This window comes from Vibrio atypicus, assembly GCF_009811315.1.
Lineage (GTDB): Bacteria > Pseudomonadota > Gammaproteobacteria > Enterobacterales > Vibrionaceae > Vibrio > Vibrio atypicus.
This window is the reverse complement of sequence record NZ_BLID01000001.1, coordinates 933,788-958,787: the sequence shown is the minus strand read 5'-3', so window position 1 is coordinate 958,787 and position 25,000 is coordinate 933,788. Positions and strand designations below refer to the sequence as shown.

General features: G+C 44.0%; 18 protein-coding genes. 9 read left to right on the top strand and 9 right to left on the bottom strand.

Annotated elements, in window-relative coordinates; all coding sequences use genetic code 11:
• The 3 genes from GVO60_RS04215 (at position 1) to GVO60_RS04205 (ending at position 2,294) form a co-directional block, all read left to right on the top strand.
• On the top strand, positions 1–1,179 hold the full coding sequence (locus GVO60_RS04215) for an alpha/beta hydrolase (RefSeq protein ID WP_159651441.1): 1,179 nt from the start codon (positions 1–3) through the stop codon (positions 1,177–1,179).
• A gap of 207 nt (positions 1,180–1,386) precedes the next feature.
• Positions 1,387–1,872: an acyl-CoA thioesterase gene (locus GVO60_RS04210; RefSeq protein ID WP_159651333.1), complete on the top strand. Its 486-nt coding sequence runs from the start codon at positions 1,387–1,389 to the stop codon at positions 1,870–1,872.
• Between the two features lie 176 nt (positions 1,873–2,048).
• Positions 2,049–2,294, top strand: a complete 246-nt coding sequence (locus tag GVO60_RS04205) for a hypothetical protein (protein WP_159651332.1) — start codon at positions 2,049–2,051, stop codon at positions 2,292–2,294.
• A gap of 328 nt (positions 2,295–2,622) precedes the next feature.
• Here GVO60_RS04205 and malG read toward each other — a convergent pair whose 3' ends face one another.
• The 3 genes from malG to malE form a co-directional block, all read right to left on the bottom strand.
• On the bottom strand, positions 2,623–3,513 hold the full coding sequence (gene malG, locus GVO60_RS04200) for a maltose ABC transporter permease MalG (RefSeq protein WP_159651331.1): 891 nt from the start codon (positions 3,511–3,513) through the stop codon (positions 2,623–2,625).
• Positions 3,514–3,525: 12 nt separating this feature from the next.
• Positions 3,526–5,097: a maltose ABC transporter permease MalF gene (malF, locus tag GVO60_RS04195; protein ID WP_159651330.1), complete on the bottom strand. Its 1,572-nt coding sequence runs from the start codon at positions 5,095–5,097 to the stop codon at positions 3,526–3,528.
• 74 nt (positions 5,098–5,171) lie between these two features.
• Positions 5,172–6,353 (bottom strand): maltose/maltodextrin ABC transporter substrate-binding protein MalE, encoded by a 1,182-nt coding sequence (malE, locus tag GVO60_RS04190; RefSeq protein WP_159651329.1) that lies wholly within the window; start codon positions 6,351–6,353, stop codon positions 5,172–5,174.
• A 678-nt stretch (positions 6,354–7,031) separates the two neighbouring features.
• Between malE and malK the strand changes: the two genes are divergently transcribed.
• The 3 genes from malK to GVO60_RS04175 all read left to right on the top strand — a co-directional run bounded on the left by malK (position 7,032) and on the right by GVO60_RS04175 (position 12,284).
• Positions 7,032–8,156 (top strand): maltose/maltodextrin ABC transporter ATP-binding protein MalK, encoded by a 1,125-nt coding sequence (malK, locus tag GVO60_RS04185; RefSeq protein WP_159651328.1) that lies wholly within the window; start codon positions 7,032–7,034, stop codon positions 8,154–8,156.
• A 225-nt stretch (positions 8,157–8,381) separates the two neighbouring features.
• The gene (locus tag GVO60_RS04180; RefSeq protein WP_159651327.1) at positions 8,382–9,881 is read left to right on the top strand and encodes a sensor domain-containing diguanylate cyclase; all 1,500 of its coding nucleotides are present in this window, start codon (positions 8,382–8,384) and stop codon (positions 9,879–9,881) included.
• Between the two features lie 390 nt (positions 9,882–10,271).
• Complete coding sequence (locus GVO60_RS04175) at positions 10,272–12,284, top strand: DUF885 domain-containing protein (protein WP_159651326.1); 2,013 nt, start codon at positions 10,272–10,274, stop codon at positions 12,282–12,284.
• Between the two features lie 44 nt (positions 12,285–12,328).
• On the opposite strand, the gene GVO60_RS04170 is transcribed toward GVO60_RS04175, so the two are convergent.
• Positions 12,329–13,144: a phosphate ABC transporter substrate-binding protein gene (locus GVO60_RS04170; protein WP_159651325.1), complete on the bottom strand. Its 816-nt coding sequence runs from the start codon at positions 13,142–13,144 to the stop codon at positions 12,329–12,331.
• 139 nt (positions 13,145–13,283) lie between these two features.
• On the opposite strand from GVO60_RS04170, the gene GVO60_RS04165 reads away from it, so the two are divergent.
• Complete coding sequence (locus GVO60_RS04165; protein ID WP_159651324.1) at positions 13,284–13,637, top strand: DUF3024 domain-containing protein; 354 nt, start codon at positions 13,284–13,286, stop codon at positions 13,635–13,637.
• Positions 13,638–13,711: 74 nt separating this feature from the next.
• Here the strand turns inward: GVO60_RS04165 and rnb are convergent, their stop codons facing one another.
• On the bottom strand, positions 13,712–15,715 hold the full coding sequence (gene rnb, locus GVO60_RS04160; RefSeq protein WP_159651323.1) for an exoribonuclease II: 2,004 nt from the start codon (positions 15,713–15,715) through the stop codon (positions 13,712–13,714).
• A gap of 364 nt (positions 15,716–16,079) precedes the next feature.
• Here rnb and GVO60_RS04155 point away from each other — a divergent pair, with 364 nt between their 5' ends.
• Positions 16,080–18,050, top strand: a complete 1,971-nt coding sequence (locus GVO60_RS04155) for a DEAD/DEAH box helicase (RefSeq protein ID WP_159651322.1) — start codon at positions 16,080–16,082, stop codon at positions 18,048–18,050.
• A 103-nt stretch (positions 18,051–18,153) separates the two neighbouring features.
• Here the strand turns inward: GVO60_RS04155 and GVO60_RS04150 are convergent, their stop codons facing one another.
• A complete protein-coding gene (locus tag GVO60_RS04150) occupies positions 18,154–19,137 on the bottom strand; it encodes a chemotaxis protein (RefSeq protein ID WP_159651321.1) in 984 nt (327 codons plus the stop codon).
• 119 nt (positions 19,138–19,256) lie between these two features.
• On the bottom strand, positions 19,257–20,222 hold the full coding sequence (locus GVO60_RS04145) for an ABC transporter substrate-binding protein (protein ID WP_159651320.1): 966 nt from the start codon (positions 20,220–20,222) through the stop codon (positions 19,257–19,259).
• A 127-nt stretch (positions 20,223–20,349) separates the two neighbouring features.
• Here GVO60_RS04145 and GVO60_RS04140 point away from each other — a divergent pair, with 127 nt between their 5' ends.
• Positions 20,350–22,308: a PAS domain-containing sensor histidine kinase gene (locus GVO60_RS04140; RefSeq protein WP_159651319.1), complete on the top strand. Its 1,959-nt coding sequence runs from the start codon at positions 20,350–20,352 to the stop codon at positions 22,306–22,308.
• A gap of 1 nt (position 22,309) precedes the next feature.
• On the opposite strand, the gene GVO60_RS04135 is transcribed toward GVO60_RS04140, so the two are convergent.
• The gene (locus GVO60_RS04135; protein WP_159651318.1) at positions 22,310–23,857 is read right to left on the bottom strand and encodes a response regulator; all 1,548 of its coding nucleotides are present in this window, start codon (positions 23,855–23,857) and stop codon (positions 22,310–22,312) included.
• A gap of 139 nt (positions 23,858–23,996) precedes the next feature.
• A complete protein-coding gene (locus GVO60_RS04130; RefSeq protein WP_159651317.1) occupies positions 23,997–24,998 on the bottom strand; it encodes a substrate-binding domain-containing protein in 1,002 nt (333 codons plus the stop codon).
• Between the last annotated feature and the right edge of the window lie 2 nt (positions 24,999–25,000).

The following is a 25,000-nucleotide window of genomic DNA, read 5'->3' as shown; positions in this document are numbered from 1 at the left end:
ATGAAGCGAAAAACCGTCGCATTCGTTTTTTACATAGCTGCAGCAACTACCGCAGCACTGGTTGGGTGTTCATCTTCAGAGACAGACCCGGCTTATGATAAAGCTCAAGCATTGCCTAACTATACACAGCAAAGCTTTGATGCCTATGTCAATGAAACAAAACAATGGCTAACTGAAAATCGATTATTTATCACAGACGACAAATCATCAGAGCTTGCGCAGATTCTACCGAGAGAATACCGCCCCACAACACCGAATGGCCAAGGCGTATTGCTTGTTCACGGCCTAGGGGACTCACCTTACTCATTTTCGGATATCGCCCAGCACTTAGCTGACAACGGCTATTTAGTACGGACGATTCTATTACCTGGCCATGCGAGCAAAGTTGGGGATCTACAATTACCAGAACTTTCTGATTGGCAAGGTGTTGTTAAGCATCATATTGCCCTATTGAAACAAGACTCGCAGTCCGTTTGGCTAGGTGGATATTCGACAGGTGCAAACTTAGTGACATCAGAAGCTATCAATGACCCATCAATCGAAGGGCTTCTTCTGTTTTCCCCAGCACTTCAGCCGGGTTCTAGCACGGTTCAATTCGCTGAACTCGCCAGCCACTTTATCACTTGGGCCGATCAAGACCCTGAAGATAACCCACTGCGTTACAACTCTTTGCCTATGAGTGCTGCAGCGGTTTACTATCAAACGTCTTCGGTCGTCAGGGAACAACTTGAAGCCGCTAACTACAGTAAACCTGTCTTTATGTTGTTAAGTGAAGGCGACAAAGTCATCAACACGCAGTTTGCAATAGACACGTTCAGCCAAAAAATGTCGAACCCCAATAGCCATATAGTTTGGCAGGGAGAGCGTGATCTCCTAGAGCCTCGCTCAACACGTTTTAGCATGGACATTCCAGAGCAACGAATATCAAACGGTTCACACATGGGGCTTCTTTTTTCACCAACTAACCCAAATTACGGTATTGGTGGCGACAATTTAATTTGTAGCAACGGCCAGCCTAATGAAGAAGCCGGCGCATGTGAAGCTGGCAAAGAAATTTGGTATTCGGCGTGGGGGTACGTAGAACCGGGAAAGGTTCATGCTCGATTAACTTACAATCCCTACTTCGAACAAAGCATGACGATTATGGACCAAGTTATGGCCTCCAAAGCCGGTTCTTAGCATCTACCTCATACAAACTACAACGCTCCTTATTGAGCGTTTATTATTTCTTAACTCCCCTACTCACTCGCCAAGCCGTCATTCTAGACCTCACTCAAATAACTTTTTCGGTCTAAACTCGAATAGATGTTGCAGATAATTAACAGCTTTGTTATTTAAGATAATAAGCAATAACTATAATTGCCTCTAACACGAAAGGACTGACAGATGAGTAATGGTAAACGCGACACTACCCTGCGTTTTTTAGCTGAGCCCGGAGATGTAAACTTTGGGGGGAAAGTTCACGGTGGTGCCGTGATGAAATGGATCGATTTAGCGGCCTATGCCAATGCCGCAGCATGGAGTGGTAAGTACTGTATTACCGCTTATGCAGGTGGTATACGTTTTGTTCAACCAATTCATGTTGGCAATTTGGTTGAAGTTAGTGCCAAGGTTATCTACACAGGTCGAAGCTCAATGCATATAGCAATAGACGTACAAGCAAGTGACCCTAAAGAGCTTAAAAACCGCTTAACGACTCACTGTATTGTCATCATGGTTGCGGTAGATGAGCATGGCAAGCCCACCAGCGTCCCTGAATGGATTCCAGAAACAGCAGAAGACATTGAACTACGTGATTCTGCGATTCGCTTAATGAATATGCGCAAACAAATTGGCGAAGAGATGGAAGCGCACGTTAAGTACCTCAAGTAAACAGCTTCTCAGCCTAGAGGTATCCGCCTCTAGGTGTTCCCCCCTCTCAACTAGCACGCCTTTAGCCTGATATTCACACTTTTTGGTCAGCTTTCAGTTAAGCCTCACTATTGTCATTTTTCCTTAATCTTTGTTTGCTTAAATTCGCTAGCGAATGATTAGCTTCAAAGGACTCTGTGAGTGTGAGCCAAGTAACTCTTAATGCAAATACATTAACCAATACTAAAGCTGTTGAGTATCAATGGGTCAGGACGCTGTATGTGGAAGGTTATCAAGACCAAGAGATCAATAACTATATTCAAGCGTGTTTTGGTGGTGATGCAACGTTTGCTGACCTATTCCGAAAGGTAGCTCTGTCACAGGAGAGTGTTTACGTGTTACTGCGCTACGCAGGGTGCGCTCCATCCAATCGAGAGTTTTAGCAGGCACCGCAGACAACGAGCAAGTTTGGCAATGTAACAAGGATTTTGTTGCATATACATTTCTATACTGCATCGCATCCCGTCAGCAAGCAGATATCTTTCCGTGTCTTAATTCTTATACTTGCAACGGTTTCTTAGGCATAAAAAAACCCGGGACAAACCGGGTTTTGGTTACAAAAACTGTTAGTAGTTTTTAGTAAGGAATCTAGCTAACAGCCAGCTATGCGTAACGCCAGAGTTGCACTCTTCTTAACTGTCGGCGGCCAAACCAATAATGTTAAGTTGAGAAACAAAATGGGCGACCATGCGGTCGCCCTTATCGTTCTTATTAACCTTTCACCCCGCCAGATGTCAATCCTCCGACTAACCAGCGCTGTGCAAGCAAGAATACGATGGTAATTGGTAGTGCAGACAAAACTGCTGCTGCTGCAAAATCACCCCAAAGATAATTCTGAGGGTATAGATACTGCTGCATACCAACCGCTAATGTATATGAGTTTACATCAGAAAGTAGTAAAGATGCTACTGGAACTTCACCCACGACACCAATGAACGAAAGAATGAATACCACTGCAAGGATAGGCACTGATAATGGTAGCAGTACTAATCTGAACGCTTGCCAAGGTGTTGCGCCATCCAACGCCGCCGCTTCTTCAAGCGAATTATCAATGGTTTCAAAGTAGCCTTTAATCGTCCAAACGTGCAGCGCGATACCACCTAAGTAAGAGAAGATCAGGCCACCGTGAGTGTTCAAACCAAGGAATGGAATGTACTGACCTAACTTATCAAACAAGGCATATAGTGCTACTAGCGCTAATACTGCTGGGAACATTTGGAAAATCATCATCGCTTTCAGGATGGTGTCTTTGCCTCTAAAGCGCATACGAGCAAACGCATAAGCAGAGGTTGTCGATAGCGCCACGATAAGAATCGAGGTAATACCCGCCACTTTCACTGAGTTCCACAGCCAAGTCAGCACTGGGAATGGTGGTGGTGTAACAGAACCATCTGCATTCGTCACCGAAAAGCCTAATGCTAGCTTCCAGTGCTCCAATGATGGATTTTCAGGAATTAGACTACCTGTTGCGAAGTTACCTTCACGGAACGAAATCGCCACAATCATCAGAAGTGGGAAGATAATCGCTGACAAAAAGATCCACAGCGCAACGTGTGTCGCCCATACACGGTATTTAAGTGATTTACCTTGTACCATTGCCATAGTCGGTACTCCTTAATCCTGAGACAGCTTAGTGAAACGTAGGTTTAGTAGAGCTAAGCCACCAACCAATAGGAAGATAAGTGTTGCGATTGCACTTGCAAGACCAAAGTCTTGACCGCCGCCACCTTCAAACGCGATACGGTAGGTATAGCTTACAAGTAAGTCTGTGTAACCTGCCGGCTCTGATGTACCAATCATGTTTGGACCACCTTGAGTCAATAACTGAATCAGTACAAAGTTGTTGAAGTTGAAGGCAAAGCTCGCAATCAATAGCGGTGTTAGCGGCTTAATCATCAACGGAAGTGTGATGTTACGGAAGTTGTCTAAGAAGTTCGCACCATCAATCGCTGAAGCCTCATATAGATCATCTGGAATCGCTTTCAGCAGACCCATACAGAGAATCATCATGTAAGGGAAGCCTAACCAAGTGTTCACGAACACAATCATCACTTTCGCCATGATTGGATCAGAGAACCAAGATGGGCTGAGACCAAACAGCGCTTCAAGCACCATGTTGATTTCACCAAAGCTTTGGTTGAAGAGACCTTTAAAAATCAGAATCGAGATAAACGCAGGTACAGCGTATGGAAGAATAAGTAGTACACGATAAACAGCACGACCTTTAATCGCTTCCCACTGAACTACGCTCGCAAGCACTAAACCGATAATCACAGTTAAGCCGACTGTGAGACCAGAGAATAGAATTGTCCAAAAGAAGATGCTTACAAACGGTTCTTTGATGCCGTCATCTTTCCAGACTCGTTCAAAGTTTTTACCGCCAATACCAACCACAAAGCCTGGAGAAACCGTAGAACCCGTAAACTGCCCATGCTCATCAACAGGTTGGTAGAAACCTACTTCCATATTTGGCTTTAGAGTTTCGCCAGTACGGTTGTTGTAAATCGATTCACCATCATCTTGCAGCGTGTAAAGTGGCACCACTGCCGCAAATTTACGTAAGCCGCTCATGCGAATATCTTCACCTGTTGGTAGGTGTAGATCGACAGCGCCTAAGCTCACTTTATTTTTGATGATGGTTTTGATCTTCTCTTTCTCACCCGCAACAGAATCTACCACTGAAAGGTCCATATCTGCTGATGGTGTCGCCAAGTTGAAGTTATCAGTGGCAAGCAACACATCACCTTTTTTTACTACGATACGGTGACCGTTTTCTGTTTTGTACAAGGTGAACGGGTAGCTGTCGCCGCTTTGGAATGTTCTATCAAGCAGAACCGATTGTGCTCGGTCGTAAGAAAGCTGGTTTTTCGCACTGTAGTTAGTGAAGGCGAGGTTGACCGTATATGCAAGAGGGAACAGGATGAACAGGATCATACCTGCGATACCTGGATAGATATAACGGTGCGCGTAAGTCTTTTTACTACCAAAGATGTACAACGCCAGTGCGGTTAGGATAAGGGTAAGCAGCGCAAACGCTGTTTCACCACGGGAATACATTAGGACGGTTGCGTAGCCATTAACGATACCGACAGACGCCAGAATTGCCCATTTAATAAAAACGCTTTTACTAGATGGCAAGCTCGTTGTTGAAGATGCCATCGCATCTGTACCTTGAACTGACTGCATAAGAGAACCTGCTAGCGATATTAAAACTTAGAAATGGAGGAGAGGTTACCCCCTCCTCAAAAGGTGTAATTTAATTATTTAGTCATTTGCTTTTCTGCATCTGCAAGTGCTGCATCTACAGTTTGACGACCATCTACAACGTTTACGATAGCGTTTTTAGCCGCGCCCCAGAATGCACTCATCTGTGGGATGTTTGGCATGATTTCGCCGTTCATTGCGTTGTCCATTGTTGCTGCGATACGCTTATCTGCATCTAGCTCACGTTGGAAAGAGTTAAGCGCAACAGCACCTAGTGGCTTGTCGTTGTTCACTTTACGTAGGCCATCGTTAGTCAGTAGGTAGTTTTCAATAAACTCTACTGCAAGGTCTTTGTTTGGTGATGCCGTGCTGATACCAGCTGTTAGTACGCCAACGAACGGTTTAGAAGAGTGACCGTTAAACTTAGGCAGTGTTGTTACACCGTAGTTGATACCAGACTTCTCGATGTTACCCCAAGCCCATGGGCCGTTGATTGTCATCGCTGCAGTACCTTGGTTAAACGCAGACTCAGACACAGAGTAGTCCATATCAGAAGAGATAACGCCCTTCTCTACTAGACCTTTCACGAAGCTCATTGCATCTTTCACGCCATCTTTTGCAATACCTGCATCTTTGATGTCATAGCCTTCAGCGCCGTATTTGAACGCGTAACCGCCATCAGCTGCCATAAGCGGCCAAGTGAAGTACGGTTCTTTAAGGTTCCACATGATTGCAGACTTGCCATCTTTCTTAAGCTTCGCGTCTAGCGCTTCAACTTCTTCCCAGCTCTTAGGTGGGTTAGGAACAAGATCTTTGTTGTAGATAAGAGACAGTGACTCAACCGCCACTGGGTAGCCGATTAGCTTGCCATCGTATTTCACCGCGTCCCACGCGAAATCTACAATGCCTTCTTTAATTTCTTTAGATGGTTTTACTTCAGCCAGTAGACCAGACTCAGCGTAGCCACCAAAACGGTCGTGCGCCCAGAATACGATATCAGGACCATCGCCGGTTGCTGCTGTTTGCGGGAACTTGTCTTGAAGTGCGTCTGGGTGAGCCACCGTTACTTTAATACCAGTGTCTTCTTCGAATTGTTTACCTACTTCAGCAAGTCCGTTGTAACCTTTATCGCCATTAATCCAAATGGTTAATTGACCTTCTTCGATAGCAGCATTTGCACCAAATGAGCCAAGAGCAACTAGAGTTCCTAGTGCCACTGTGCTTAGGGCATTTTTCATGTTCATATCCTTTTTATATTTTATGTTGTAGGGGTCAACCGAGAGGCTTCACCGTATTTCGACATATATTGTCAGCCAAACTGAACATTAGCTCATCCTCCTACTCCCTACGCCCTCAGTATTATGGACTATTTTCGTGATCCCAATCGTTCAAGCTTGGAGAGCGGAATCACAAAAACCACACTTTATGTGATCGAATTCAACGTTATTACGAGAAATTTTTTGAACTTGATCTAACTCCACCCTATCCGACCCTATCCCCCTCCTCCTTATCTACTACCCCTACAAAAAAAAGGCTCAGGAGGATGTAATCAAGCATAGATAAAGAGAAACTGCAGACATCCAAGAGTGGATAGTAAGAACCCTTAACAGTTTGTTCTCAGGTGAAGACCAACAGGATACGCTGATTTGCAATGCCGCAGGGGTTTGCTGTTATCGCTCAGCGTTCGTAATGGTTAAGGTCGAAAGGTCAAACAAATCACGGGGGAGACGCTGATGCTATACAGGGGAAGCAAACTCTTTATTGGCTTTGGTGGGTGATGTGAGTGATCCATCACCCAAATTTTCTTACAGTATGAAAGAAACCACTCCATACCGAATTCCTACTGTTACTGCTCGCACGATAACTCATATAATGATGGGCAGTAAAAATAAAAATATTGATCGAGGACGAGCTAGATGGCGAGTGTCACGTTAAAAAATGTATGTAAAGCTTACGGTGACGTTTTAATTTCAAAGAACGTTGATTTAGAAATCCAAGAAGGCGAATTCGTTGTTTTCGTTGGTCCATCAGGCTGTGGTAAATCAACACTACTTCGTTGTATTGCAGGTCTTGAAGACATCACTTCTGGTGAGCTATACATTGGCGATGAGTACATGAATGACGTAGAACCATCAAAACGCGGTGTGGGTATGGTTTTCCAATCTTACGCCCTTTACCCTCACTTGAATCTCTACGACAACATGTCTTTTGGCCTTAAATTGGCGAAAGCAGACAAAGGTGAAATCGATAAGCGTGTAGAACATGCTGCAGAAATCCTCCAGCTGAGCCACTTACTAGAGCGCCAACCAAAAGCGCTATCTGGTGGTCAACGTCAACGTGTGGCTATCGGCCGTACTTTGGTGTCTCAGCCGAATGTATTCCTGCTTGATGAGCCTCTATCTAACCTTGATGCAGCACTTCGTGTTCAGATGCGTTCTGAAATCACTAAACTGCAACGCAAACTTGGTTGTACCATGATCTACGTAACACACGATCAGGTCGAAGCGATGACCATGGCCGATAAAATCGTTGTTTTGGACGCAGGTTTTGTCTCTCAAGTTGGTAAACCGCTTGAGCTATACCACTACCCTCAAAACCGCTTCGTGGCTGGCTTTATTGGTTCACCAAAGATGAACTTCATGAGCGTATTTATCGAAGCTGTAGAGAAAGATCGTGTCATGGTTCAGCTAGCAAATGGGACCACTTTCTGGATTCCTGTTGATGGTACGACAGTAACGGCAGGCGAACGCATGTCTATGGGAGTTCGCCCTGAGCACCTATTGCCAGCAAGTGAAGGTGATGCGACCATCGAAGGCGAAGTCAACATCGTCGAGAAACTTGGTAACGAAACACAAGTTTATATGCATATCGACGCAGCAGACGCTGACATGATCTATCGTCAGCCAGATACACTGGCCGTCGAACCGGGAGACAAGCTTTCTGTTGGCATTCCAGCACACCGCTGTCACCTATTCCACAGCGATGGCAAAGCTTGTCGTCGCCTGTTCCAAGAATCAGGTGTAGAACGCCCAGAAGTATAATTCTTCCTCTACAAATACAAAGCCCGAGCCATGAACTCGGGCTTTATTGTGTCAACTCTCGCGCCTTTTATTCTTCCAAGCTTTAACTCAAATCACACTCCCAATAAATAAGCAATAAAATTCATATGGAAATTCTACACTTAAAGTAGTCCCAGAATATGAGTACAAGCTTTGAGCAGGCAAGACACACACTTCAACAAAAAAGCCCTACCTTGGGTTATCTGCGTGTCCACGTTATTAAACGTGCTTTTTGTCGTGTATCTCACTATTCAAGCCAACGCCATAAATCGTTTGGAATCGGTCGTATTGGAGCAGGCCCCTATCACCTTTGAAATGACGCAAAAGCTCGCCGATATAGAAAGAACAATAGGCTATGTTGGTTTCATCCATCACTTTAAAAATTACATCATTCGCCGCGATAAACAGTATTACGACCGTGCACTGGCGAGTTACGACGATGCGGTTAGAAAAATCATCGAGTTTGAATCATTGACTGATAAAGGGGATTTAATACATGAGATTGAACACCTTAGGATCACATTAGAGGAGTATCACAACCAACTCGTTGCGTCGAAGCGTATATCTAGTGATACGAGCGCTCTAGCTCTGGATAAGATAGTGAGAGTCGATGATACGCAAGCTGACGCCTCCTTACATACATTACAGCGCTATCTATTACCCAAATTTGAAAGTATCTATGACCAAACAGCGGCAGAACTGTCTAAGCTCAGCCAGATGACCTTAATATTTAACCTTATCGTGGCTCCAATCATCATCGGCGTTAGCTACTACTTTCTCCAAATCATCAATAACGCAAACAAACTATCCAATCAACTCTCGTCCATACTCGATATTTCTCCTGATGGTATTCTCTACATTTCCGAACAAGGGAAAATCCTACAAGCCAACAACAAAGCATGTAACTTACTTGAGTATTCTGAAGCCGAATTAACTCAAATCCCTCTAGAGCAATTGGCAGCACCTGAATATCAACAATACTGCTCCTACTATAGAGAACAAGTATTCAGTAACAGCAATACTTCATCAAAAGTCGGTAAGCCTAAAAAAATGCAGGCGATGACCAAGTCCAATAAAAGGATTGAGCTAGAGCTAACCATTGCATCTGGATTCGTCGGAAAAGAAAACCGAAGTGTATGCATCATTCGTGATATGACGTACCACAATCAGCTCAAAGTAAAAGCGGAGAAGGATAGCCTTACTCACCTTTTAAACCGTTGGATACTTGATGAACTCCTACAAAAAGAGCTTGATCGTTGCCAGCGGTCAAACTCACCTCTTTCATTACTATTAATTGATATTGATAACTTTAAGTCAGTTAACGATAACTATGGCCACGATACGGGTGACCTGATCTTGCGAGATACCGCTGACTACCTTCAAAAAAGCACCCGATCTTACGATCATATTGGCCGTTGGGGAGGTGACGAGTTCATTCTAATTTGTCCAAACCTTGGTGAGAAAGACGCAACACGTTATGCACAAAGACTAATTAGTCAGTACCACCAAGTTGACTCAATTGCTGGTAAGAAAGTGTCACTGAGTATTGGTATTGCGTCACTTTCCGACGCAGTCAAAACTAAGGAAACCCTATTTAAAAACGCTGATATTGCACTCTACCATGCCAAAGAAAACGGCAAAGATTGCCTATCCCATTTCAATACACACGATTATCAACACGACAAATTGACAAACTATATGTCCTAATCCCAAACATATACGGACATGATTTTTGATTCTTTGGCTCTTCTCATAATTGATCATTGTAATCATGTGAATTTAATTCACGCACTGAAGTGTCTTTTTTACAAGTCAATGACAAAGAAAACCATTTTGTGACAATGTTAATATTTTCTAATTAACACCAAAAATATAAATTTAAACATAATATGCGAATAATAATTAAAAAATCGCTCATAATTCATATCAGACAAATAAAAATTCAAACCTAGGTTATTTAATTCAAAAGCTAGATTAAATAGTGAATATTATTCAAAGCCGCCCAATTATTCACCATCACACATTTGATTTTTGACTATTTTTTGATCAACTGTTGTTTTGTATAAGTATCGTGAATTCACCTTCAAGGATGCTGTCATGAAACAATTGAGATCAACATTTAATCCCGTTCTAATAGCACTGATCGCTGCGACAACTATCGTGGGTTGCTCCGATGAGGAAACCACGATTATTCAGCCGCCAACGCAGGACCAGTCTGCACTTATGCGTCAAGTATTTGCAGACTACCAATCGGCAATGGCCACATTGGATAGTAGTGAATTTGGCCAGGTTACCGACCAGATGGCGAACTCAATGCAATCTGTCGATAGGCTTTATTTGGATAAGTTAGACGCCATCGATCGAACTAAACTTTCTGATGAAGATAAAATATATTACGACACATTTATGTTTGACAGAAATATATCTTTGCGCGGTGCCAGTTTACCAAATACACGTTTTGGTAATTTTGATGTCCCTATTACCCACTTCTATAACTATATTGAGTGGAATGCCGAATGGGCGGGGTGGAACAAGGATACATTAGAAGGTTATGAAGAACATATTCAAATTGTCAGAGAATTTACTTCTTGGGTAAATAATCTAAAATCGCTCTACTCTCTTGGGATTATTGATGGTTCTCAACTGCCTAAAGTTCTGGTTACTCGATTTATTGATTCGACTAAAAATACCGTTGCTTTAAATGATTATGCGATGATGAAAAAAGGCCTAAATCATTTGAAGACACTAGGTGATGCTGAATTAGCTGCGGAATATGAGACTGCCGTTGATGTATCTATTGAAGCACTCAAGGATCTCATTCTCTTCTTAGAAGGTGACTACTACACCGCTGCGCGTGGGACAGATAGCATTAACGATGCAAATATTGGCTGGGGCGATTTACCCAACGGACAAGCTTGGTATCAGTGGCAGCTCGATAGAAACAGTACCACCGGAAAGTCCGCAATGGAGTTAAGTCAGCTTGGAGAAGAATTAGTTGCTGATGCCAAAGCAGAAATGATACGGGTTGCCGAACTTATTGTTGAGAAAAGAGGCAAAACAATTACCGCCGATTGGCATGATGGCAACAGCGTTGTTTCAAGAACCTTTACCCTTGAAAATGGCAACGGTGACATTGACCTCAATGAGTTCTTTGACTATCTCAATAGCGAACAATTCTTCTACGGCCGTGACGGACGAAATATTGCTGATACCGAATACAAGGATTTGTGCACTGTAGCCTCGAGCCCTAGTGCGTGTGAAGCCGCCTTAACGGACTATAACATCTTCAAAACCGACGCAAATGATGTCGTCGCTGGCTACTTTAAACCTATTAAAGCTGACTACACCATCAAACCTGAACCTGCAGCACGTGAACCGTACGCGGGCGTTGCCTCTTATGGCAGCAATGTATTTAACTTAAATACGCACCCTAACTACAGTCTGCAAAAATGGAATGTCTCTACCTTGTTGCTTCATGAAGCAGCGCCAGGGCACCATTTCCAAAACGCTTACGCAACGGAATACCCACCGGCTGATAAGCCTGACTACATCAAAGATGTCTGGTACACCGCTTATGGTGAAGGCTGGGCACTGTATACCGAGTGGCTCGGCATGGAAATGGGTATTTACGGAGCACTAAATGCAGACGGTAAACCGACATTTGCCGAAGCAACAGGTATGTGTAAACCAGACCTAGATTACACTCAGTTCCAAGGTGGAATCTACACAGATGCAGAAGAGTGTAACGCCCTACAGTATTTTGGCAGCCTAAACGAAGCGCAGCTAAGAAACATGCGTTTAGCGGTTGATACGGGGATTCATGCCAAAGGTTGGAGCATTCAAGAAGCTCGTGACTACATGTCTGCGAACTCAGCACTAGGGGTGGGCGATATTGAATCAGAAACCTTCCGCTACGCCGCCTATGTTGGCCAAGCTGTTTCCTATAAGTCAGGCTTCTTAGTCATCAAAGCACTGCTCGACAAAGCTCAAGATGAACTGGGTAACAAATTCGACTGGGCCTCTTTCCATGATCAATTGCTTAAATACGGTGATCAGCCGTTGGAAGTCGTCGAAACTAGCATCAACAACTGGATTAAGACCCAGCAATAACTCCTAAAACAGAGAGCCAGGCAATATAGCCTGGCTCTTTTAAATCATTTAACTGGAGTGTAGCCGTATTCAGCAATCAATGTTTTCGCTTCACGGCCCTTTAAATAACGTATAAATTCAGATGAGTCTTTGTCGAGTTGGCCCGTTTTATATAACACTAAGAAAGGGCGTGAAAGCTCATAGCGTCCAGAAGAAATATTTTTCTGACTCGCGTCTACACCTTCAAACTGAATCGCCTTGATTGAACGATCCACCGAACCCGTAGAAATAAAACCAATTGCCTGTTTGTTATGGTTTACGATTGTCTTAACCATGCTATTACTATTAACGACTAAGTTATCGGGGTTGATATCAGACACCAATCGGCCATTAACAACCTTAGTCAGTCCAAGCAAGCTTTCAAAGCTGTAACGTGAGCCCGAAGACGTCTCACGCGTTACTACAGCGATCTTCTGATCAGCGCCTCCCAACTGCTTCCAGTTAGTGATTTTACCTTTGTAAATGTCGAACAGCTGTTCTCTAGTCACGTTTTGAACTGGGTTTGATTGGTTTACGACTACAGCTAAACCATCAAAAGCAATTGGTGTCACGGTCAACGCTTCCCCTTGCTCTCGCTCGGTCAAATAGCGTGAACTCATGCCAATATCCGCCACCCCTTTATTGATCAAAGTAATGCCCGCTGTTGAGCCAACGCCCTGTACCGCTATATAAGTTTCTGGGTGTGTTTCGTTATATTTTTCAGCCAGCACATCCATGACACGCGCAACGGAAGTAGAACCAGAAACGTTCACTTCTTCTGCTAACGCATTGGGAATAACAAACGAAAAAGACACAAGTGCAGTCAGCACAGCACGAACCATAATTTCTTCCTTTTTGATCTTTCAATATGACGTAATTGGCAGCCATCTTATTGCGATTACATGACATTTTTGTGAAAAACCAAACAGACAGCGAAATAACCATTCAATACTATGCTTAGGGTTGAAGAAGGGAAATGATATGGCCGTTGTGAGTTTGTTACAGAAACAAGTCGAAAGCCGTGCGCAGCTAATATGCAGGCAGCGCAATCAAAGCATGCCCGCAGAACTCGGAAAAGCAAGCTACGAAACCATTGGCAATGGTGTTGTGTTTATTAAGCAGCACTTCCTTCTAGACTCAAGTCACTGTGATTACATGATGCCAGTCGCCAAAGTTGAATGGGATGCCAATACCAATAGCTGGCAATTATTTATGCCTGACGATGCAGTACTAGAAAATTGGTTGCCTTATCCTTTTCTTGCTTGCAGTAGCGATTTAACAGCAATTATGCGCGAGATCGATAAAGATCCAAAAGCAATGTTTTGGGAAGATTAAACGTCTTTTTACACGCTGGTTTAAGACGATCAAAAAAGGGTGCCGAGGCACCCTTTTCTATTCACAATTCAAGCTTACTCTGCCGCAGGCGCTACTTCCTCAGCTGTTTTTACATCAGCAAAAACTCGAGTCGGCTTAGCAACAAGGTTGCGATTTTCTAGGTTTACTTCCGCAAGCACAACTTCCAGAACATCGCCTAAACGGTATTCAATTTCTTTATCAACAGAAACCGTGCCGTTTTCGCCGTTACATTCGAGGCGTTCTTTGTTTGCTAGAATTAGTGAACCCGGGATAAACGCCGCTGCACCATTTTCAATCAAACGGACACGCATACCAGCGCGGTTGATATCAAAGATTTCACCGTTAAACTTGGTCTCTTTTGCTGGCTCTTCAATCAGTGTGCGAGCGTATAACCAATCGCCCACATTTCGTTCTGCCATTTTATGATGCTTACGATGTAGCGCTAGCTCTTCACCGACACTTTCGTCAGCCGTCTGCACTGGCTCTTTGCCTAATATGTGCGCTTTTAGCATGCGATGGTTGATCATATCACCGTACTTACGAATTGGTGATGTCCATGTCGCGTATAGCTCCAAGCCCATCGCATAGTGAGGCAATGGTTGGTTACCAATTTCACTGTAAGCTTGCGATTTACGAATGCGGTTGTCCAAGTATGATGTATCTTGTGTTGCCAACCAGCGACGAAGAGCAGCAAAGCCTTCAAGTGTTACCACAGAATCTGCTGTAAATGGCAGCTCACCTTCTGGGTTAACTAGCGCAACGACATCTTCAACTTTTTCTGGTTTAAAACCAGCATGGGTATTAAACACACCTGAATCAAAGCTCGCTTGAAGCGTTTTACCTGCACAAATGTTCGCGGTAATCATTGCCTCTTCGACCAAACGGTTAGCACTACGACGCATATCAGCATGAATAGCCACAACATCGTTGTCTTCACTCAGCTCAAAACGGTAGTCTGGGCGGTCAGGGAAAACCACAGCGTGGGTTTCGCGCCAATCAGCGCGAGCCAACGAAAACTCATACAGATCGCGAACGATAGTTGCGATCTCTTCACTTGGTTGCCAAGCATCCGAGCTGCCACTTTCAATCCAATCTGAAACATGGTCATACACAAGGCGAGCATGTGATTTAATATTGGCTGAGAAGAACTTGATATCTTCACCAATCACACCGTCTTTGCTGATAGTAACGCTGCAACAAAGAGCTGGACGAACTTCGTTTTCAATCAAAGAACACAGTTCATCAGCTAGGTCGCGCGGCAGCATTGGAATGTTACGCCCAGGAAGATAGATGGTAAATCCGCGCTCACGAGCCACTTTATCCATTTCGCTATCTGGCGTGATGTAAGCAGTCGGATCCGCAATCGCGATAGTCAGTTCAAAATCACCCGACTCCGTCTTCTTCGCATACAAAGCGTCATCCATATCTTTTGTTGACTCACCATCAATGGTCACAAAAGGAATGTGCGTCATATCGATGCGTTCTAAATCCGCATCATCTTTGATTTCCCAGTTGTCGATACCCGCTGGCTCGCTATTTGGTAGATCATTTTGCGCCAAAGTCACCCACCAAGGTGCAATCTTGTCATCGGCATCGGTGATCTTTTCAGAGATCTCAACAAAGAAGCCGTTATCACCTTTTAATGGGTGACGAATCAGGTGAGCAACGACCCAGTCGCCTTCTTTAAAATCATCACTTTTCAGGCCTTTTTTAACCTTCGCTTTCAGTGACATTTTCTTCAACTGCGGGTGATCAGGCGTCACATTGAGCTTGCCTTTAAATAGTTTTACTCGACCGATGAATCGCGTTAGAGATTGTTCCAATAGCTCTTCTGGTTCTGCGACTTCACGCTCTTTCTCAGTACGAATGATCGCTTTCACTTTATCGCCATGAATACATTTTTTCATGTACGGTGGCGGAATGAAAAAGCTGGTTTTGCTGTCTACTTCGAGGAAACCAAAGCCTTTATCAGTCGCTTTGATGGTGCCTTCCTTTTTAGGTAAGGTTTCTTGAATTTGCTGCTTAAGTTGAGCCAGTAGCGGGTTATCTTGGAACATCTCTACATTTCTTACAGGAAAAATTGCGTTCACTATATCATCGGCGCTATAGCCAGGCTACCTTGAGCATATGACTATTGAGTGAATTATCGTGAACAAATGGAGATTGTGTCTAAATAACCGTCATACATGACGATAATGTGGCCGATTTTATCTTTACTGAGAAAAATATGTGATGTATTTCAATTTTTTCTAGCTTTTTTTATGCATTTAAGGAATAATCCGCCCCCTTATTTACGTCCCTAGTGGCTTGATGCGATTTACGACTTTTCCGCATCTGAACGGAATCAGCTCTTTTCTGGATTGGTATTGGAATTGGTAGAGCTCGTGGGACCTTTTGTTGACATAATATAGTAGGATCCCAATGACAGATTCTGTAATTCAGTTTAGCGACTTAGCGCTGAACGACTCTATCCTTTCAGCTCTTGACGGTATGGGTTTTGTTTCACCAACTCCAATTCAGGCTGCAGCTATCCCGCACCTAATGGAAGGTTCAGACGCACTAGGTAAAGCTCAAACTGGTACGGGTAAAACAGCGGCATTCTCTCTGCCTCTGCTAAACAAAATCGACCTGTCTCAACGTAAGCCTCAAGCTATTGTACTAGCACCAACTCGCGAGCTAGCAATCCAAGTTGCTGCTGAAATGAAGAACCTTGGCCAAAACATTGCTGGCCTTAAAGTTCTAGAGATCTACGGTGGTACATCTATCGTTGATCAAATGCGTGCACTTAAAAACGGCGCTCACATCATCGTGGGTACACCAGGCCGTGTTCAAGACCTTATCAACCGTGACCGCCTACACCTAGACGAAGTACACACATTCGTTCTAGATGAAGCTGACGAAATGCTAAACATGGGCTTCGTTGACGACGTAACAGCGATCATGGAGCACGCTCCATCTTCAGCTCAACGCGTTCTATTCTCTGCGACTATGCCTCCGATGCTGAAAAACATCGTTGAGCGCTTCCTACGTGACCCAATCACTGTAGACGTTGCTGGTAAGAACCACACTGTAGACAAAGTAGAACAGCAGTTCTGGGTTGTTAAAGGCGTTGAGAAAGACGAAGCAATGTCTCGTCTTCTTGAAACTGAAGAGACTGATGCATCTATCGTATTCGTACGTACTCGCCAGGATACTGAGCGTCTAGCTGATTGGCTATGTGCACGTGGCTTCAAAGCATCTGCACTACACGGTGACATTCCTCAGTCTCTACGTGAGCGTACTGTTGATCACATCAAACAAGGTGTTATCGATATCCTAGTTGCAACTGACGTTGTTGCACGTGGTCTTGACGTTCCACGTATCACGCACGTATTTAACTACGATATTCCATTCGATGTTGAGTCTTACATCCACCGTATCGGCCGTACAGGTCGTGCTGGACGTAAAGGTAAAGCGATCCTTCTAGTTCGCACAAACCAACTTCGCATGCTTCGTACTATCGAGCGCGTAACTAAGTCATCTATGGAAGAAATCCAACTTCCGCACCGTGACAAAGTAGCAGAAGCTCGTCTAGCTAAGCTTGGCGCTGAGCTAGAAACTGAAAAAGAACACAAAGCACTAGAGAAGTTCTCTGAGCTAGTTGAAAAACTACAAGAATCTCTAGAGCTAGACGCTGCAACACTTGCTGCAATCTTGCTAAAACGTCAACAAGGTAAACGCCCACTGTTCTACATCGGCGAAGACCCAATGATCGAAGCAATCGAGCGTGACAAGCAACGTCGTAAAGAACGTCGCGAGCGCGATGGTGGCCGTGACGGCGGTCGTCGTGAAGGTGGTCGCAGCTTCAATACTCAAGACTGGGATACTTACCAATTCCAAGTAGGTCGTGAGCAAGGCGTTCAAGTTAAAGACATCGTTGGCGCTCTAGCGAACGAGCTAGGCCTAACTAAAGGCTCTATCGGTGCAATCAAACTTGCACAAGGCGAGACTTACGTTCAGCTTCCAAAAGCAATGTCTTCAGACACAGCCGGTAAACTAAGCAAGCTACGTATCCGTCAGAAGCAAGTTGACGCTGTAGTATGTGACTTCAACGATTTCCGCGAGCCACGTGGTCGCCGTGAAGGCGGTCGTGATGGTGGTCGTCGTGATGGCGGTTTCCGTGGTAACCGTGACGGCAACCGTGGTGGTCGTGATGGTAACCGTGGCGGTCGTGATGGCGGTGGTTACCGTGGCAACCGTGAAGGCGGTCGTGATGGTGGCGGTTACCGTGGCAACCGTGAAGGTGGTCGTGACGGCGAACGTCGCTTTGACCGCAACCGTGGTGGCGACAACCGTGGCAACTACCGTGGTGAACGTGGTCACGGCCGTGATCGTAACAGCAGCGAAGGTTAATTCTTCTTAAGCGAGTTGATCAAAAAAGGATACGCATTGCGTATCCTTTTTTTATATCTGAAGTTTAAAAACTGAAACGTTTTAACTTCTAGAAAAAAGCATATTAATCGTTTTTCGCGAAAACATACTTGTCCATCAAAGTAACCATACGGCCGATCTCTGGTTTCGTAATGGTATCATTTGCGCCTAAAGCCAGTGCTTTCGCGCGGTTATCTTCACTCATCAAAGAAGAGAACATCACGATAGGAATCGAGCTGTACGCGTCTGTATCACGTAGTCGCTTAACTAAGTGCATACCATCCATGCGAGGCATTTCTACGTCTGTCACCACGCCATCAATCAATTCACTGACTGGAATGTTCTCTTGTTTCGCTACTTCAATCAAATTCATCAATTTATCGTGTGCTTCACCACCATCTTTACATGCGATGATGTTGTAACCCGATGAACTGAGCGTGTCTTGAATCATTGAACGAATAAACGCAGAATCATCCACTACCATAATGGTCTTCGCATTACGCTTAGCAATCATTCGCTGATTCAAATCAACATTCTTATCTAACTTCACATCGTATTTTTCCATACTCAGTTCAGGGTTGATATCCGCAATGATTTTTTCGAAATCTAGAATCATGATCAAGTTGCCATCTTTACGTACAACCGCGACCACACAATCTTGTTCACCCGCTTCAAGGAATTGGCTTGGTGACTCAACATCATTCCATGAAATGCGATGAATGCGGCTAATAGAATCAATCAAGAAACCATTCGTCATGTTATTAAAGTCAGTAACAATGACAAACTTACGAGTAAGATCTTTCGATGTCGGCACCCCTAGCCAACCAGCAAGATCAACTAAAGGCGTCAGAATATCTCGTGAAGAGAACACTCCAACCATATGTGGTTGCGCATTGGGATAATCTGTCGTTTCTGGAACTTGAATTACTTCACGAACCTTGGCGACGTTAATACCGTAGTAACAAGTTTTAGTCGTCCCATCTGGCATTTGCTTTACCAAATGAAACTCGATAATTTCTAACTCGTTGGTACCACTTTCCGTTAGTATCGTACTGCTAGATACACTCATATTTCTAATTGCCTACTTTCAACTTTAGGGGTAGATGCGTTTGTAACTGTTATTAAGTCATTTGTCTATTTCATTTGCAAGCCCAGAGACTACGGTAATCCGCCCTATCTCTCATTTAGCTAATCAATTGATTGCCAATGACTCGGAGGCGTTAACCCCCACTTTTCCATCGCACCTTTCGAATATATCGCTTTACCTTGATTACCAATCTGAATCGGAATCGTTTTTGCGGATTCACCACTGACTATTTTATTGACTAACGAGCCTGCAGCAATGCCCTGACTCTCGCCAAATAGAACTACACCACCCGCTGCTTTATCTTGCGCGACAGCAAAATCCCAAAAGGCAAATACTGGCAGTTTCGATTGTTGGTTCGTCCATTTTATGATGTTATCGGCAGGGACGCTCCCACCTTTACTATCAACTAGGGTTTGATATAAACCAACGATCACCACCGAAAAACCTTCCTCTGGTGCTCGTTCGATGTAGCCATGCCACTCAGACTCTGTTGAGACAGATACAATCTCCACTTCAACGCCGAGATTATTCTTTATCAATTGGTATTGCCTCTGAATGTAGTCACGAGCAATTTCAGAGGTTACGCCTGAATCAAACATGACGCGCACTTTCATATCTTCACTCGGGATAAAACGTTTAAGCTCTCCCAACGTTTTCACGAAAAGAGGTCTCTCTAGCACTCCTGTTATTTGAGCCTGACCTTGATAGTTTCTAAGTACTTGCCTTGGGTTGGCATTAATGCCCAAAAAGACGACAGAAATTGGGTCATCATATATCTTAGGCCAAAGATACTTGAGCGCATTGTCATCACCTAAAACGACAACTTCAGGTTTGACTTCAAGGTACTTTAGAAAGGCCAGTTCTGCCATTTTGTCGTATTCAGATGGAGGTATTCGTTTGGTGTCCATTTGAAAGGTAATCAGCTCGATGTCAGATTGAAGCGTCTCGCTCAACCCACGAATATAGCTTTGATCCCATGCGTACTCAGAATGATAACTTTCAATGAGGAGTACTTTTGCTGCCATCGCCTGACTAGAGCACAAGATCAATAAAATAATCCATCGCATGATGAGAGCCTCATTAAAAACAATACTTTTAGTTTAGTCAGCAAAAATCTAATTACCCAACCAATTTATTATTAAGATAAATAGAGAAGCTATACTCTAAGAAATGTCAGTAGCATAGAGACTATTTATGAGTCGAACTAAACAGTTTGAGGAGAGTATCGATAATCCTTTTTCTAGCCGTATTGGCCGTAGGATCATCCTAATCATGGTACTCCTTAGTGCCACTGTCACATTGTTCACAACGCTTCTACAGCTATTTTGGGATTATAAGGAACAGTTCAACTCCATCGAACAAAGGCAGTTAGAGATCAGGGATGTGCATGCTCCTTTGCTCGCAGAATCTCTTTGGTCATTCGACTTAACCTCTTTACAGCAGAGACTCGACGGATTGGTCAATTTGCCTAGAGTCGCTTATCTACGCGTTAACTCAGATGACTATGTTTTCCAAGCTGGAGACGAAGTCACCGAAAGTATGATCGCCTCAAGTTACCCCCTACTACATAAAAGCCCGCAGACAAGTGTATTCGAGCGAGTGGGGACTATTTATGTCGAATCAAATGCCCAAGATGTTTATGACTATCTCATTCGCCAGTTTATTTACACGCTGCTTCTCAACATGTTTCGTACTTTGGTGGTTTGCTCCATTGTTTTGATGATCTTCCACAAAAGCATTAATCAACGCCTTTTCACCATTGCGCAGTACTTACGTAAATATAACCCTCGGCATCCAGCAAAAGCATTGCAACTTCCGCGATATCAGTGGATTTCAGAAAATGAAGATGAGCTGGATTGGTTGGGAGACGAAACAAATAAAATTACCAGTAGTGTCTCTTTGCTCTACCAAAATATTCGTCAAGAGCAATTGCGACTGAATGATTTCGCTTTAATTTCATCCGATTGGCTATGGGAAACCGACGAAAATGGTTACCTTATTTATTGCTCTGAAAGCATGCAATCCGCACTTGAACTAAATCCTGATAGCAAGCCCCACTTCCTTCAAGTGGAAGCGTTGAAAGATTGCCACACCTTACATGGTTTCCTAAAGAGACAAGGTTCTTTCTCCAAATGTGAAGAGCAATTAACCCTTCACTGCATCAATTACTATTTAATGTTCCAAGCCCATGCCCGTTTTGAACAAGATAACTTCCTCGGTTTTCGCGGCACAGCAATCAACATTACAGAGTTGAAAATAGCTCAACTTGAACTAGAAGAATTAAACCAAAACTTGGAACATACGGTTGCAGTCCGAACAATGGATCTAAAACAGAGCATGAAGCAATTACAAAAAGCGCAGGATCAGTTAGTAGAGCAAGAGAAGCTTGCAGCGTTAGGTGGGCTCGTTGCAGGGGTTGCGCACGAGGTCAATACACCGCTAGGTATTGCCGTAACAGCCACATCTGTTATCCGAGATTCAAACTTCGAACTCAATCATGCATTCAAAAACCAAACATTGACCAGTACTCAATTTGAAACCGTAATGACGCGCATTAATGAAAGCACCTCAATGCTCGAAGGAAACCTCAACCGAGCAGCAAAACTGATTCGAGACTTTAAGCAGACAGCCGTCGATCAAGTTTCTGAAAGTCGATGCCAATTCAACGTGAATCAAGTGCTTGATGCTCTGATTGCGAGCTTACACCCTGAAACACGTAAGGTCCCCGTTGAACCTAAGTTGATAGGAAACGCAGCGCTCCAAATGAATAGCCTACCAGGGGTATTAACTCAGGTGATCTCGAATCTAATCCTAAACAGCGTCAATCATGCATTTGATGACACTCCCAATGCCACGATTAATATTGAATTCATGCAGTCGGATGAAGAGATCATTTTCATCTATCGTGATAACGGAGTAGGAGTAGACTCTTCCTTACACCATAAAATTTTTGAACCGTTTTATACCAGTAAAAGAAACTGTGGAGGCTCTGGCCTAGGGCTGAACCTAGTTTTCAACCTCATCACCCAAAAACTCAAAGGCCAGCTTAAATTTGAATCTACCGTCGGGGAAGGTGTCTGCTTCACTCTAACAGTGCCTCAAAACTTACCTTCCAGTGTCGGTGAGACTGATAGCAGCGAAGCAGAAATATGATTTAATCAGGGAGAGAGTTTCGAATATCAATAAAATCTTGCCAATGATTGATCATAAGATTGACCAACTTAGGCTCAAAGTGTAATCCACTTTGCTTTTGAATCTCTGCAAGTATCTCAGCATCGCTCCACGGCTCTTTATAGCTTCGTTTGGCTCCTAGAGCATCAAACACATCAGCGAGTGCCGCAATTCGTCCAGAGATAGGAATATCAGCGCCTGAGAGACCATTTGGATAACCACTACCGTCCCACTTTTCATGGTGGTGGCCTGCAATCTCTTTAGCAACCACAATCAAGCGACGTTTTGATTTACTGAGGATATCGACTCCGTAGTCGACATGTTTTTTCATGATTTCCCATTCTTGCGCATCCAACTTACCCGGTTTATGCAAAATTGAATCAGGCACCGCGACTTTCCCCACATCATGTAGAGGTGCAGAAAGCTTAATCATTAACGCTTCTTCATCGCTCAACCCATATAAAACTGCCAACCTCTCACAAATTAAGGCAACACGCTGAACATGCGCCCCTGTCTCTTTACTGCGGGCTTCCACTGCATTGGCAAGGTTATAGACTAACTCTTTGGACGTCTCTTTTATATCTATCAACAAACTAAGGTTTTCAAACGTCAATCCAATATTTTGCATATAGATTTCGAGCAATTGAAAGTCCAGTTCATTTAACTCTCGATTGTAATTGACGTAAAGGATGCTATCGACGCCTTGATGGTCACTCGCGAAAAGCACAAAGGCATCACCAAAGTTCTTAGACTGTCGTTCTGCTAATACGTTTAGGCAACGTTCAGAGACCTCTGGTGGTAATTTATCGAACGCACATTCACTATAGCAATCGACATAGGACCCGGATGCAGCCAACGTCATCGAGCGAGATTCCTCACCTTGAGGTCTTGGCTTTACAAGGCAATAGAATGCGGATTCTTCAAGTTGCAATAAAGAGGTTAGCTGCTCAAGAACTGAGCTCGCGTAAGCTTGCAGCGTAGTGGTATTTTGCACTTTGGCAGAAGATTTAATGACTTTTTTAAGCCCTTCCTTTTGCGCCTCGATCAGCTTTAGATCGCGATACGACCTCAGCATAGAATAGAGCAAAGTCTTAAGCTTTTGGGTTGTCAGCTCCGTTTTCTCTTTGTAGTCATCAATCTCATACTCTCGAATTACCGTATCTTCAGGCGCTTGCCCTGCTTGTCCGGTTCGAAGTACCAAGCGAATGACTCGATTTTGTAGCTCTTCACGAATAAATTTTACTAACCCTAGCCCCGCATGATCAGATTCCATAACGACGTCGACTAACGCCAAAGCAAAATCCGGCTCTTGCTGGCACTTACTTTGCGCTTCAAGGGCTGAGTAAGCAGATACTAACTCTAAACCTCGTCCATCAAACTCGAACCCAGACAGTGCCAGGCGAGTGATTTGATGCATTTGTTCATCATCATCGACTAGCAATACCTTCCACGGATGAAGAGGAGCCTCATCAACGGGTGATAAAGAAGAGTCGAGTGTGTCTTCCTGACGATGATCGGCAAATAGATCCATGAACGGCCATCCCTCAACTTTTGTTGTACCTAAGTTAGGTTTAGCACACGGCCATCAAATCTGCTCAATTGAAACTCTGTACTTGCTTGTCTAATGTGACGCAGTGATTAATATAAACAATTATTCGCTAGGCTGTTCACTAAACGGCTTTCACAGTTTTTCGTTCAACTAGCGCAGGTTCCAATTGAACAACCTGTGGCTCTGTTTCACTGCCGTCTAACTTTCGTAGCAACGCTTCTACCGCGGCTTTGCCCAAGCGGTATTTCGGTTGATGTATCGTTGTGAGTGCAGGCGTCATGAACTTAGAGATGTGGATATCATCGTAACCTATGATAGAGAGGTCGTCTGGGATCTTTACGCCTTTCTCATTCGCAGCGTTGATGACGCCCATCGCCATCATGTCGTTGCAGACAAACAGAGCACTTGGTAATTGGCCTTTTTCAAACATTCGCATGAACGCCTGATAGCCACCTTCACACTCAAAGTCTGACTCTATAATCCAGTTTGAATTAAAATCGAGATGAGCTTCATTTAAGGCGCGCTTATACCCTTCATATCGCATTTGAGCCTGGTGTTTTACTAGTGGGCCAGTAATACAACCAATCGCTGTATGCCCCGCCTCGATAAGATGCTTCGCCGCCATGTAGCCGCCTCTTAGCGAGTTATCTTGGATCTTGTCACTAGTAAACAGCATTGGCCCCCAATCCATCACAACTACGGGGATATCAGGATACTTCTCAAACACATCAATGCGCTCTCCTTCTAATGAAGAGCACATAAGAATCAAACCATCGACTCGCTTTTGCAGCAGAGTATTGATCGACTCTCTCATTCGCTCGTTATCACCCTCGGTATTGCAAAGGATCAAGTTGTAGCCTTGCTGGTAACAGCTACGTTCTACTCCTTTTACCACTTCGCCAAAAAATGGATTGGTTGAAGTGGTTACCAACATACCGATGGTCTTGGTGCGATTGATTTTGAGGCTACGCGCGAGCGCTGAAGGGGCGTAGTTAAGATCCTGAGCGGCTTTGTTCACTCGCTCAGAAATCTCTTCACTAACATAGCGTGATTTGTTGATTACATGGCTCACTGTCGATGTGGAAACACCTGCAAGTTTGGCAATGTCTTTCATCGTAGCCATGT